Source organism: Bacillus sp. NTK071 (assembly GCF_017303315.1).
In the GTDB taxonomy this organism is placed as follows: Bacteria; Bacillota; Bacilli; order Bacillales; family Guptibacillaceae; genus Guptibacillus.
This window is the reverse complement of sequence record NZ_JAFKOI010000006.1, coordinates 1-12,768: the sequence shown is the minus strand read 5'-3', so window position 1 is coordinate 12,768 and position 12,768 is coordinate 1. Positions and strand designations below refer to the sequence as shown.

The 12,768-nt window shown below is 40.6% G+C and carries 13 protein-coding genes; 10 read left to right on the top strand and 3 right to left on the bottom strand.

All coding sequences use genetic code 11. From position 1 onward, the window contains the following. The first annotated feature begins 172 nt into the window (after window positions 1-172). A complete protein-coding gene (locus JI666_RS11415) occupies window positions 173-1,513 on the top strand; it encodes a sodium-dependent transporter (RefSeq protein ID WP_206891866.1) in 1,341 nt (446 codons plus the stop codon). 305 nt (window positions 1,514-1,818) lie between these two features. Next, window positions 1,819-2,649 (top strand): alpha/beta fold hydrolase, encoded by an 831-nt coding sequence (locus JI666_RS11410; protein ID WP_206891858.1) that lies wholly within the window; start codon window positions 1,819-1,821, stop codon window positions 2,647-2,649. 26 nt (window positions 2,650-2,675) lie between these two features. On the opposite strand, the gene JI666_RS11405 is transcribed toward JI666_RS11410, so the two are convergent. Next, complete coding sequence (locus JI666_RS11405) at window positions 2,676-3,005, bottom strand: hypothetical protein (protein ID WP_136947928.1); 330 nt, start codon at window positions 3,003-3,005, stop codon at window positions 2,676-2,678. Window positions 3,006-3,514: 509 nt separating this feature from the next. Between JI666_RS11405 and liaF the strand changes: the two genes are divergently transcribed. The 6 genes from liaF (at window position 3,515) to modB (ending at window position 8,639) form a co-directional block, all read left to right on the top strand. After that, window positions 3,515-4,234 carry a cell wall-active antibiotics response protein LiaF gene (gene liaF / locus JI666_RS11400; protein ID WP_206891856.1) on the top strand — a complete coding sequence of 240 codons (720 nt, stop codon included), beginning with the start codon at window positions 3,515-3,517 and terminating at the stop codon, window positions 4,232-4,234. A gap of 16 nt (window positions 4,235-4,250) precedes the next feature. Beyond that, window positions 4,251-5,291, top strand: coding sequence for a sensor histidine kinase (locus JI666_RS11395; protein WP_206891854.1), 1,041 nt, complete (start codon window positions 4,251-4,253; stop codon window positions 5,289-5,291). Further along, the gene (locus tag JI666_RS11390) at window positions 5,281-5,922 is read left to right on the top strand and encodes a response regulator (RefSeq protein ID WP_206891853.1); all 642 of its coding nucleotides are present in this window, start codon (window positions 5,281-5,283) and stop codon (window positions 5,920-5,922) included. Before JI666_RS11395 ends, JI666_RS11390 begins: the two co-directional genes overlap by 11 nt. 89 nt (window positions 5,923-6,011) lie before the next feature. Further along, on the top strand, window positions 6,012-6,896 hold the full coding sequence (locus JI666_RS11385; RefSeq protein ID WP_206891852.1) for a phosphatase PAP2 family protein: 885 nt from the start codon (window positions 6,012-6,014) through the stop codon (window positions 6,894-6,896). Between the two features lie 324 nt (window positions 6,897-7,220). Next, window positions 7,221-7,973 (top strand): molybdate ABC transporter substrate-binding protein, encoded by a 753-nt coding sequence (modA, locus tag JI666_RS11380; RefSeq protein WP_206891848.1) that lies wholly within the window; start codon window positions 7,221-7,223, stop codon window positions 7,971-7,973. A gap of 6 nt (window positions 7,974-7,979) precedes the next feature. Then, a complete protein-coding gene (gene modB / locus JI666_RS11375) occupies window positions 7,980-8,639 on the top strand; it encodes a molybdate ABC transporter permease subunit (RefSeq protein WP_206891847.1) in 660 nt (219 codons plus the stop codon). Window positions 8,640-8,665: 26 nt separating this feature from the next. Here modB and JI666_RS11370 read toward each other — a convergent pair whose 3' ends face one another. Next, window positions 8,666-9,376, bottom strand: a complete 711-nt coding sequence (locus JI666_RS11370; RefSeq protein ID WP_206891840.1) for a hypothetical protein — start codon at window positions 9,374-9,376, stop codon at window positions 8,666-8,668. Between the two features lie 174 nt (window positions 9,377-9,550). Here JI666_RS11370 and JI666_RS11365 point away from each other — a divergent pair, with 174 nt between their 5' ends. Continuing rightward, a complete protein-coding gene (locus tag JI666_RS11365; RefSeq protein WP_206891839.1) occupies window positions 9,551-10,135 on the top strand; it encodes a YiiX/YebB-like N1pC/P60 family cysteine hydrolase in 585 nt (194 codons plus the stop codon). Between the two features lie 102 nt (window positions 10,136-10,237). Next, the gene (locus JI666_RS11360) at window positions 10,238-11,632 is read left to right on the top strand and encodes an N-acetylmuramoyl-L-alanine amidase (RefSeq protein WP_206891838.1); all 1,395 of its coding nucleotides are present in this window, start codon (window positions 10,238-10,240) and stop codon (window positions 11,630-11,632) included. Window positions 11,633-11,693: 61 nt separating this feature from the next. Here JI666_RS11360 and JI666_RS11355 read toward each other — a convergent pair whose 3' ends face one another. Beyond that, entirely contained in the window at window positions 11,694-12,290 is a 597-nt protein-coding gene (locus tag JI666_RS11355; RefSeq protein ID WP_136947938.1) for a sulfite oxidase-like oxidoreductase, read from the bottom strand. Window positions 12,291-12,768: the final 478 nt, after the last annotated feature.

The following is a 12,768-nucleotide window of genomic DNA, read 5'->3' as shown; positions in this document are numbered from 1 at the left end:
ATAAGGATTTACTTTCAAAATAAAATTATCACAGGAAACTCTTGAAAACCCAATCACATCAACCCTTACACCAAGTGGTAAATAAATACAAGAATATTTGATATTGACTGAATACTTTCCGCTCGCTATAGTGATAAAATGCATTAGGACTTATTCCATATGAGGTGACAATATGAAATCAAATGATCAATGGTCTTCCAAGTTCGGATTTGTACTCGCATCAGCAGGATCCGCTATTGGACTTGGTGCACTGTGGAAATTCCCATATATGGCTGGCACAAACGGTGGAGGCGCTTTTTTCCTTGTTTTTCTTCTTTTCACATTTGCCGTTGGTGCTCCCATGTTGCTTGCTGAATTCGTAGTTGGTCGGCATTCACAACAAAACGCTGTCTCTTCTTACGAATCCATTTCGGGTAATCCCAAATGGAAGTGGTTAGGCTATCTTGGAGTAACAGCTTCCTTTATTATCCTCTCCTTCTATAGTGTCATCGGAGGATGGGTTATTACCTATTTGCTTAGAAGCTTTTCAGGGTCCTTAACAGGACTTCCAAACAGCAGATATGAGCAACTATTCGGCGAAATTATCGGTAGCCCTTCTACCTCACTAATTACACAGGCAGCTTTTCTAGCTATCACGATCGCGATCGTCCAATTCGGAGTCCAGAAAGGGATTGAAACAGCAAGTCGCTATATGATGCCAGCACTCTTTGTGCTCTTCTTAGTACTTGTTGCTCGTTCCCTTTCACTTGATGGCGCAATGGAAGGTGTCGCATTCTTCTTACAGCCAGATCTAACAAAGCTTACAGCTGAAGGCGTCCTTGATGCACTGGGACAATCATTCTTTGCACTCAGCGTCGGAATCTCATTGATGGTTACATACAGCTCTTACCTTGATAAGAACGCTGACTTGACAGGGTCTGTCATTTCTGTCGTTTCCCTAAACGTGTTTATTTCGTTTCTTGCTGGGCTTGCGATCTTCCCTGCCGTCTTCGCATTTGGATTTGAACCTTCAGGAGGAGCTGGATTAATCTTCACGGTACTGCCAGCTGTTTTTAACCAGATGGCATTTGGAGGTTTGTTCTTTACCATCTTCATGGCCCTCTTGCTGTTCGCAACCTTAACGTCTGCTTTTTCACTATTGGAAATCATTGTATCCACTGTCACTCGTGGCAAAGGAAATCGTAAGAAAGTCTCCTGGATTGCTGGATTTTTTGTCTTTTTGCTAGGTATTCCTTCTGCTTTATCTTTTGGAGTGCTAGCAGATGTATCAATCTTTGGAAGATCGATTTTTGATGCAATGGACTTTCTTGCAAGTAACCTGTTGATGCCGGTTGGTGCACTACTCATCTCAATTTTCGTATCACGAAAGATGAAACGAGAGATCCTTTCAAGTGAAGTGATGATGTCATCAAGTATTGGTCGAGTGATTTTCCCAATCTGGTATGGCTTAATTCGCTACATCGTTCCAGCTGCTATCCTGATTGTTTTAATCACGTCATTACTTGCTTATTAGTAAAAGAACTTTAATATAAAACACCACGCTTCGCTAATTGGAGCGGAAATTAACCCACTCTTATAGCAACAATATATACGAAAAAAGCATTTTTATAAAAAAGGTATATTCTTCTCAAACTTTGGGAATAACAGAAGTAGTAAGCTATCTATATTCCCCCTTTTGATAGACGAGGCAAATGCCTCGTCTTTTTTTTTGTTCATTGAACATGACTGGATGTAATCATCCAAACAACCTTCTAGTCGGATAATCTTCTTGAATTTAAGCCAAACTTTAGATAGACGATTAGAGAGGAGCGATTATTCGTGTTTGCCCACATGAAAGAAAAGAGAAAAATTGGAAATGTTACGCTTTCATATGAGTATTACAAGCATCCGAACATAAGCGCTCCAACACTTGTCTTTATTCACGGCTTTCTTTCGTCATCTTTTAGTTTCCGTAAGCTACTTCCGCTCCTACATAAAGAGTACAATCTCTTGTGTTTCGATTTACCTGGCTTTGGTGAAAGTGAGAAAAGTTGCGATATTCACTATTCCCTTCATGAGTATGCCGCACTTACTAATGCACTGCTTGAAGAAATGAGTATTGATAAAGCCGTTCTAGTTGGTCACTCAATGGGAGGTCAAATAGCACTGCGTACATGTATTCAACATCCTGAACGAATTGAAAAGCTTATATTATTATGTAGCTCAAGTTATATTAAATCGTCTTCCCCAGGTCTCAGACTATGCTCTTACCTTCCCTTCTTTCCTTATTGTTTGAGCATTTCAATGAGTGCGATTAACCTCCAGAAAAATTTCGAGCATTTGGTTTATGATGAAACACTTCTAACAAAGAAAGTGATTGATGGATATACAACAGCCTTTAATGAGAAGGGCTTCTACCTTGCTCTTTCCCGACTCATTCGTGAGCGAGAAGAAGACTTATCAACAAAGGCACTGAACAAAATTAATTTCCCCACTTTATTAATATGGGGAAGTGACGATCGGCTCGTTCCGCTCCGAGTGGGTGAGCGAATGAAAAAAGATCTGCCGGATGCAGATCTTCTTGTATTCTCTCATACCGGCCATCTGATTCCAGAAGAAAGACCTGAGGAGACGACGAAAGCAATTCGCGAATTCCTTTCGAAGGCATAACAAAACCGCCCTTACACAGGAGCGGTTTATTTGTTCGCTACCAGTTGCGTCTCTTCTTTCAAGAGAATGCTAAAGAATCCGGATATAACAAGAAAAGCAGCTGGAATGATATAGAAAATAGATAGAAAAATGATCCCGCCTGCTGCTGAAACAAGTAAACTGAACCCACCCACGATCGGTTTTGCTTTCATCAAATAACAGCCTACGATTGCAACAACAGGAAAGATAAAAGCAGTTAGAAACGATATATCTCTGACCTGTATTAGAGGTACCACATTAAACCGGGAGAGCACTGCTGCGACGATGCCTAGAACACATCCTGCAAGAGCCAGTTTAAACATGCGTTTTTGTTTCATTCCATTCCCTCTCTCATAAGAAACCTCACTCATTATACTCTATTCGATTTCATTTGCCTTTCATCCTTCTCATATTAGAGACTTTCCACTAATCTTCTACATTTTAACATGAAAAATCAGTCTCTAGACGGAGAAAAAATCAACCTTCAACTACATTTGTTCTTTCTATAATTCAACTATACTAATAGGAACATTTAAATTCTGAATCTTTTTAAGAAGCACTGTTTTGTTAATGATTGTTTCTATAAAGTTAGTGGTTGATTTCCGCTCCAGGATGCTCGCTTTCCGCGGGGCGGGCGGTGAGCCTCCTCGGCACGCTTAAGGCGCGCCTGTGGGGTCTCACCTGTCCCGCTAATCCCGCAGGAGTCGAGCATCCTTCCGCTACAATTTGCTAAGTGTGGATTTCTTCACAAAACCTCTTTCAAAACAACAATCTTTAGAAGTGCAGGATTAATGATTATTACTGTCAAATATGTTTTCTAGGAGACAGAATGAATTGAGGAGATCGTATGAAGCATTTTCACACAGGACAATTCCTGGCGGCTATGTCATTTGTAGCTCTCGGTATTTTTCTTCTTCTTATAAATATCGGCATTATTTCCATGGAAATGACGGAAGCCTTTGTCTTTTTTTATCCATTCCTGTTGTTTTTACTCGGAGGAAAGTATGTTGTAGACGCACTAATGCCTACAAAGAAAAAGAAGCGGATGTCCACAGGAGTCCTATTCTTAACACTCGGCTTGCTTCTGGTTATGGATCGTTTCCACATCATTACCTTTAGTTTGTGGAGCATATGGAAACTGTGGCCACTCCTTTTTGTATTTATCGGAATTAAGTTGCTTGGGAAATTTCGTAATAATCACGGATTCAGTCTTGTCCGTTCACACTCCTATAAGAAAGAAAACTGGAAAGTTGAATCCATTCACGACTGGAGCTTTGTTTGTGATTATGACTTCGACTTTTCCACTACTTTTATTCCTGAGGAAGAAATAGTTATCAACCTATCAGGCTTCGTAGGTGATATTTCCATTCTCATACCAGAAGAAATACCTTTCAAGGTTGAAGGTAGTGCTCATGTTATTTCAGCAAAGATCGATAAACACAACCAGGATGCAGTTGGACGCGGTCACTCTCTTGATTACCAGACGGTGGACTTTGAAGAATCCATGCAACGACTAGTGTTTCAATTTGACTTTTCCGTACTCGATGTAAGAGTAGATCGGATTTAAAGGAGGATTCAGACGTTTGAAAAGCTTAACATTAAGGTGGACGTTCTTTAAATCCACTCTTTATATATCGTTATTTGCGGGCCTTATCTTTTTCTTATTTGTCCAAATCTGGCTACTATTCTCTCCCATTTCTGAGCTTGTGCTTAGTCTAGTGTTCCCAATCGTTACTATGATTATTGTTCTTATTGTGGGAAGCTACTTCAGTTATAAAAATACAAGTTCAGTTAAAGATCGACTTGAAGATCTATCAATGCACATTAAAAGTCTATCAAAGGGAAAGTTCTCAGAGCGAGTTGAGATGGCGGAAAAAGACGAAATTGGAACGATTAGTGAAGAATTAAATGAACTTGCTGAAAAACTTCAAAAGCAAGTGACATCCTTACAAAATCTCGCCAACCAAAAGGCTGATTTAGCCGATCAAGCTAGAGGAGCAGCGATTATTGAAGAACGCCAAAGGCTCGCACGTGACCTCCATGATGCGGTAAGTCAGCAGCTTTTTGCGTTAAACATGATGTCCTCTGCTGCCCTTAAGGTAATGGATAGAGATATGGAAACAGCTAAAACGCAGATGATTGATGTTGCTGATCTAGCAAGTAAGGCTCAAGTCGAAATGCGAGCGCTTCTTCTCCACTTAAGACCCGTACACCTTTCAGATGATACATTAGGCGATGGAATTGAGAAGCTCATTCAGGAGTTACAAAAGAAGTCAGGTGTAGACTTCCACCTTTTATTAGATCAACTTCCTGAGTTGTCGAAAGGAATTGAAGATAATTTATTTCGTATTGTTCAGGAAAGCCTTGGGAATGCACTAAGGCATGCTGATGCCTCTGATATTCACATCACATGCAAACTGAAAAACAATCAATTGCTTCTGCAAATTAAAGATAATGGTACAGGCTTTACGATGGAGCACGATCGAAAAGGTGCATATGGCCTTGGCTCCATGCAAGAACGCTGTGATGAAATAGGAAGTCAGCTTAGCATAGTATCACGAATAGAGGAAGGAACGCTAGTGGAAGTTCGCGTTCCAATGGAGGATTCAAAACATGACCAATAACGTTAATTTAATGATCGTAGATGACCACGATATGGTAAGAAAGGGCTTGAAAGCCTATTTATTAACAGAGCCTGATTTTCGTATCGTTGGTGAAGCAAGTAATGGGAGGGAAGCTGTTTCAATCGCTAAGGAAATGAAACCTGACGTGATTTTAATGGACTTGATTATGCCAGAGATGACCGGAATTGAAGCAACACGAGAGATCATGGCACACTACCCCTCAATCAAAATCATCATCATTACGAGCTTTTATGATGATGAACAGGTTTTCCCAGCAATTGAAGCTGGCGCTTTCAGCTACCTTCTTAAAACAGCTTCAGCAGACGAAATCATCTCCACTATACGTAAAGCAGTTCTAGAAGAAAGCGTGATCGAACAAAAAGTGGCTCAGCGAATGATGAATCAATTTCGTACGAAACATAAATCCCAGCTACATGATGAGTTAACGAAAAGAGAAAAAGAAGTCCTTCTCCTAATTGGTCAGGGCAAGACGAATAACCAGATTGCGGAAGAATTATATATTGGTTTAAAGACGGTTAAAACCCATGTTAGCCATATTTTAAGTAAGCTTGAGGTACAAGATCGCACACAGGCTGCTGTGTATGCCATTCGCAATGGTTTAGCACGCTAATTCATTATTTGTTGGCCCTCCAATTTTCGCACCTCTTCCCACTAGGTCGCATTTACTATAGGAAGTAGTGATTCAAGGAGGAATAAGCGATGGCAGATAGTTATGAAAAGTGGTCAGAGCTTCCTTACGCTGGCGAAAGCACTCCCCCTCATAATCCAGAAGAACCTTATGCAGGATCGTGGCCGGATTATTACATCCGAAACAAGCCACTCGGACGCTTTGAGACGCTTAATGGAAGGCCGATACGCTTGGCAATCAAGCATCCTTCAACAATTGATTGGGATGCAGAACTAGAGGAAGTAAAAGAAACGTTAGATCACGTTACTCCCCATGAAGTGACGTTAGCAGAGTATTGGGGAACAGGAGTAGCTAGCAAACAATGGACCCCGATCATTGATAAGTTAATTGATAACTACGGTGTAACAGCCGCTCGAGCAGCTCGAATTATCGCGTGCGTATCAGCAGGAATGAACGATGCTTTCACAACTGCCTGGTACTTAAAATACAGATGGAATGTCGCAAGGCCAAACCAGCTTGATCAAGAACTCGCTACGATTGTCTGTACCCCCAGACATCCAACGTATCCTTCAGGACATGCAACCGTAGCAGGAGTTACAGCAGAAATCTTATCTTACTTCTTTCCAACAGAGAGAAAACGTCTATTTGAACTTGCCGAAGAATGCGCCGACTCTAGACTTTACGCAGGCGTTCATTTCCCGATTGATAACTCAGAAGGACTTCGACTTGGAAAACAAATTGGTTCGATCGTCGTATCCGAAATAAGCAGAGAAGAAAATAGCCGTGGCCAAATGATTGACACACCTTATCGTGAAGATCGCCATGTAAAATTAACTCCTCCCCCTTATAAGCAGGTAATTGACCATAAGTTTGAAAACAAATGTAGTTCAAAGATCGAGCACCCAATTTGCAAAAACAATGCGCTTCTTTCAAAGCCAAAGTTATTTTATAAGTAGCTTTTTTCGTATACTTTGTTGCTATAAGAGTGAGGGATTTCCGCTCCAGGATGCTCGCTTTCCGCGGGGCGGGCGCTGAGCATCCTTACACTCCAATCAGCCAAGTTTGATTCTTTATACAAAAATTCTTTTACAAGCAACAATTTTTGAGAAATTACCCTTTAAAAAAGACGCTAATATTAGAATGAAGAACTATCATAATAGAAGGGTTCGTTTCCAACACATAGTTTGGGAAATGAACCCTTTTTTAGGCATTCATTCCGTGCAAAAATCTCATTCTCCGTTATAATAGATGAAAGATTAGATTATGAAAGGACCTTACATATGAAGCATTTATTAACACTCTTTCTTCTCCTTTTCGTTATTTCGGGTTGCGGGACAAATGAAGCAGAACAATCAACTCTAACGATTGCTGCAGCTTCAAGCTTGAGTGATGCTATGGAGGAACTGAGTGCAAAATACGAAGAAGATCACCCTGATACAGATGTTAACCTTAATCTTGCTTCTTCTGGTGTTCTTGCCAACCAAATCAAGCAGGGTGCTCCAATCGATGTCTTCCTATCAGCGTCAGAGGATCATTTTACAGAGTTAATAAAAGATGATTTGATTGATCCAGAACTACATACGAATTTATTAAGCAATAAGCTTGTTCTTATAACAAATGAAGGAACATCGCTGACAGGATGGGATGACTTACTGTCAGACAGCATAGACCGAATTGCAATTGGCACACCTGAAACCGTCCCAGCTGGCGCTTATGCGAAAGAAGCATTGGAATCATTGCAAATGCTGGACAAGCTACATGATCAACTCATTTTCGGGAAAGATGTTCGACAGGTGCTTACTTATGTTGAAACAGGCAATGCTGATGCTGGTATCGTGTATAAGACGGATTACTTAACATCTAACAATGTAAGTCTTGTGGCAGAAGCTCCTCTTGGCACTTACTCACCAATTACTTACCCGGCAGGTGTTGTAGGGGATGCGCGTAAAGAAACCCAAACCTTCTTCGCTTTCCTACAAAGCCAAGAGGCTATGACTATATTTAAGAAATATGGATTTCAAGGAAAGAAGTGAGAACCGATGGTTAACTTTCTTGATCCCATCTGGATATCACTGAAAATCTCACTTGTAGCAAGTGTTATTGTGACAGTACTTGGGATCTCCGTCAGCAGATTGATGGCTGGGAGAACTTTTAGAGGAAAAAGCATTATTGATACAATTATTATGCTCCCGCTCGTGCTCCCTCCTTCCGTAGTTGGTTTCATTCTTCTTGTCCTTTTCGGAGCCTCGAGCCCAATCGGACAATGGATTGAAGCGATCTTCCACCACCCCCTTGTGTTTACATGGCAGGCTGGCGTTATAGCCGCTAGCGTCGTTGCCTTTCCACTTATGTACCAATCAGCAAAGGTCGGGTTCGAATCGGTAGATCGGGATATTGAAGATGCAGCCCGTGTCGATGGTGCAGGAAGGTGGATGGTGCTTCAAAAGGTTTCGATTCCGCTAGCTTCTAACGCGTTACTATCTGGTGTCATCTTAAGTTTCGCCAGGGCACTTGGAGAATTCGGGGCGACGTTAATGTTCGCTGGAAACCTTCCTGGCAAAACACAAACCATGCCCACAGCCATTTATGTTGCAATTGACTCTGGTCAAATGACGCTCGCCTGGTCATGGGTAGTGGTCACAACCCTAATATCTACAATTATGCTTCTCCTTTCTTACCGCATTGCCGTTAGAACATGAAAAAACTCGCATATTATGCGAGTTTTCTATTCTTCCGTTTCTTCATCATCTGATTGGTTGGAAGGCGGATAATATTCTTTCTTTAAATATATTTTATCGATTATTTGATTCTCTCCGCTATCTTCTCCATAGATCGTGACATCAGAAAAGCCATCAATTAAATAAATAGTAACTGGTTTTTCGAATGGATTAGAACCTTTCCTTAATTCTTCAACCTCAAAACCAAGACTTGCAAGAAGAAGTCTATTGTCGTCTGGATAGTGTAGCGCTTCCGGGAAATAGGTCATCGAAATGGCAATATTATTCTTAAAAGTTACTTCACCATTCTCGAAAGTCATTTTCATAGGGTCCTTTTCATCAGGATCAATCTTCTGCGGAAAGTTGGATAGGAACTCTTCTCTTGATAATCCTAGTAACTCTTTTGCATTAACAATTAGCTCAATTGAGACTGGATCAAAATCAATTTCTTCCTCAATACGCGCTTGCTCCTCCTTCATCTCAACAGGTGCTTCATCTTCATTTTTTTGATTGTCAGATATAGCTTCATTCCCATTACCATTCACTTTATCCGGTTCAGGACTCATAAAAGAAGGCATGCCCCAAACAGCTATGTACAAAGCAAGCCACAAAAACGCAAAGATTGCAGCTCTTTTTCTTGTCGAACCAATAAAAGGTTTAATAACATTTGCAGCCATGATAAGAAAAGCAAGTAAAACAATAAATTCAAAAAAGTCCATTACGATTCACCTCACTTCTTACTATAGATCCAATCATTCAGAAAGCACAACAGTTTATTTAAACTGAAACTAATTTACCTATTTTCTCTTTTTACTAGTTATTTATAATTCCAAAAAAGGATAATAGAGTTATATATCTAACTAGAAAGGTAGACTGACCTTAAGGAGGTAACAATGTCTACTGACCGATTTACAGGTTTACCCATTCACAACTACCAATCTATTCGTGGGGACATCCAAACAGGCGATCTCCTTCTTTGTAGCGGCTCTTATCCTGTCAGTAAAATCATCCAAAAAGTTTCTAAGTCTCGGTTTAGCCATGTATCTCTTATTTTCCAATGGGTAGATCGATTGATGATTCTAGAAAGTGTTGAAAGCTATGGTGTTCGAATTGTTCCGCTCTCTCATTACTTCAGTGACTATCGAAATTCTGGTAAACCATACAAAGGTAATCTTTATCTTGCAAGACATTCAGCTGTAAAGGACCTTGTTCCTAACAAATTGAACGCTATGCTTAGGCGTGGAGCAGACTTAACAGGTCAACCATATGATATTGAAGAAATAGTGAAAATCCTCGCAAGCGTCGTGATCGATGATCTTACATCAATTCGAAATGATAAATATATTTGTTCAGAATTTGTTCAAGAATGTTACAAGAAAGCGGGGCTATCTTTTCAAGACGATGGCCGGGGGTTCATATATCCTGAGCACATCTCGAAAGACCCATCTGTTAAACCACTATATGAACTCATTCCTTAAAAGCCTATTTATACCAAAAACCTCCAAATTGTTGAGTTTGTCCATGCCAATTCTCGTTTTTTTAATATACTACTAGTATCCGACATAGATGGAGGGAGTATATTGAAATTAATTGTCATTGACCCTGGACACGGCGGATCTGACCCAGGCGCGACATTTAAGACTTATAAGGAAAAAAATTTCAACTTTCTTATTTCACGTATGGTTAGAGATCGTCTTCTGTCGAAATATGATGTCAAAGTTGTTCTTACTCGAGATTCAGACAAAACGATGGAATTGAAGGAAAGAACTGACTTTGCGAATGCATTAAAACCGGATTTCTTCCTTAGTATTCACCACAACGCCTCAGGTGGAAGTGGATTTGAGAGCTATATCTACAATGGAACAATTCCAAGTGAAACAATTCAACTTCAAGCAAGGATTCACGACAGAATTGCAAACTCTGTTCTCAAAAAGTATCAAATTTTGAATCGCGGTAGAAAACGTGCAAACTTCCATGTTCTACGCGAAACGAATATGAGTGCTATGCTGATCGAAGTATTGTTTGTGGATAATGCTTCTGATCTTAAACTTCTCACAAGTCCTGCATTTATTATGGACATGTCAAATGGCATAGCAGATGCTACAGCAGCTGCTATGAATTTACCACTTAAACCCGCTCCACCAGAAGGTTCGTTGTATAAAGTCATTGCAGGATCATTCAGTAAAAGGGAATTGGCGGACGACCAATTAAATCTTCTAATCCAGAAAGGGTTCAACGCTTTTGTTGTAACGGCAGTCGTAAATGATCAAACCTTTTATCGAGTCCAGGCAGGCGCATTTAAGGAAATGGAAAATGCAGATGCACTTGTTGAAAGGTTAAACAAAGCAGGATTTGAAGCATTTGTGCTAATAGACAAAATCACACCACCTGAAGAACCCCCTAAGCCTGAGCCTGAGCCGGAACCAGACAAAGGGCACCCTATTCAAGGACCTACAATTTTAACAGCGGCTCAAATGAATGCTTATATTCGTTCAATTAACTCGAAAGCACCAAACCTTGGGGCACTCTATCTTTCTCACAGTAAACGTTACGGTATACGCGGAGATATAGCTTTGGCTCAAGCCATTCATGAAACGAACTTTTTCCGATTCACAGGTGACGTTAAACCAGAACAAAACAACTTTGCTGGTTTAGGGGCGACTGGAGGAGGCGCTGCTGGTGCATCTTTTCCTGATGCTTCAACAGGTGTTATCGCTCATCTTCAGCATCTCTACGCCTACACTTCAACTAAACCATTACCTGTAGGTGACAAACTAGTAGATCCGCGCTTTTCACTCGTTCAAAGAGGATCTGCTACAACGTGGCAAGCATTAAACGGAAAGTGGGCTGTTCCAGGAACAACATACGGTCAACTCATTTTAAAGCACTATGAAAGAATGGTAGAGTTCGCTATTGATGGATTAGAGAAACAACAAGAAAAACTTAAATCTACTTTGGATAATCTCGAAATTTAATCTGTCATACCAAAAACGTTCAGCTCTTTAGGCTGAACGTTTTCTTATGATATTCTGCTCATTAATCCCACGCAAATCGCTGTTCTTTCCAAGGATCCCCATACATATGGTACCCATTCCGTTCCCAAAATCCTTGTTGATCTTCAGATCTAAATTTAATTGCTCTTACCCATTTAGCGCTTTTCCAGAAATACAAATGTGGAATCACCATTCGTAATGGGTAACCGTGCTCAGGTGTTAACGATTCCCCATTATGCTTGTACGCCAAAAGACTCGTTTCGGCTAGAAAATCATCAAGCGGAACATTAGTCGTCCATCCCTCTTCCGCTTCTAGCATCACAAACTTCGCTTCTTTTCGAATTCCAACATGTTCGGCTATCGCACGGGTTGAAATGCCTTGCCATTCATTATCGAACTTTGACCACCCTGTTACACAGTGAATATCGTTTTGTTGAGAGGTTTCAGGTAAGGCTAACAATTGATCAAATGTTAGAACGGTTGGACGATCAACCAATCCACCTATTCTTAAATCCCAATTCGATAAATCCTTGTTGTAATAAGGCACATCTCCTACATGCAGGACAGGCCAGCCTGATGTAAGTTGCTGGTTTGGCGGAAGACGGTCATGGTTATGATCCTTTACTTTACCAAAATACATACAGCACCTCTTTTCATTTCTTTACTATAGTTTACCAGACAGTTTTTTTTATAAACATATGCTTATTTATAGGGGCAACGTATAAATAAGCAATATTACGGAGTTGATTGGAGCGGAAGGAGCTCGACTCCCTCGGAAAAAGTTATTATGACAGGGGTTTAAACCACTTTATTCTTTTTTGAAAAAAGTTTCTCACCGTATAGTCCAGTTTAATATTCCTTTATTTTTAAATTGTTCAAAATAAAGGGAATGATGCTTACGCGTTGCGTCAAGAGACTGGAAGGGCCTCCCTATTTTACAATGATGGGCACCTATGATCTCTGCTTGCTAGGTGGACTCACCCTCCCATTTCTCCTGGCATCTTGTGCCTACATTCCTGCGTTGAGTCTCATCCTAACGCAGAGGCCGGCGTATGCTCCTGCATGGACTGATCTTACGATCGTCTAAAGTCGTGTATTGGCCGGCTTCTCAGTGTCTG

Coding starts and splice junctions, on each gene's coding strand:
- JI666_RS11415 (WP_206891866.1), top strand. CDS start 173: ATGAAATCAAATGATCAATGGTCTTCCAAGTTCGGATTTGTACTCGCA.
- JI666_RS11405 (WP_136947928.1), bottom strand. CDS start 3,005: ATGAAACAAAAACGCATGTTTAAACTGGCTCTTGCAGGATGTGTTCTA.
- liaF (WP_206891856.1), top strand. CDS start 3,515: ATGAAGCATTTTCACACAGGACAATTCCTGGCGGCTATGTCATTTGTA.
- JI666_RS11390 (WP_206891853.1), top strand. CDS start 5,281: ATGACCAATAACGTTAATTTAATGATCGTAGATGACCACGATATGGTA.
- JI666_RS11385 (WP_206891852.1), top strand. CDS start 6,012: ATGGCAGATAGTTATGAAAAGTGGTCAGAGCTTCCTTACGCTGGCGAA.
- modA (WP_206891848.1), top strand. CDS start 7,221: ATGAAGCATTTATTAACACTCTTTCTTCTCCTTTTCGTTATTTCGGGT.
- modB (WP_206891847.1), top strand. CDS start 7,980: ATGGTTAACTTTCTTGATCCCATCTGGATATCACTGAAAATCTCACTT.
- JI666_RS11370 (WP_206891840.1), bottom strand. CDS start 9,376: ATGGACTTTTTTGAATTTATTGTTTTACTTGCTTTTCTTATCATGGCT.
- JI666_RS11365 (WP_206891839.1), top strand. CDS start 9,551: ATGTCTACTGACCGATTTACAGGTTTACCCATTCACAACTACCAATCT.
- JI666_RS11355 (WP_136947938.1), bottom strand. CDS start 12,290: ATGTATTTTGGTAAAGTAAAGGATCATAACCATGACCGTCTTCCGCCA.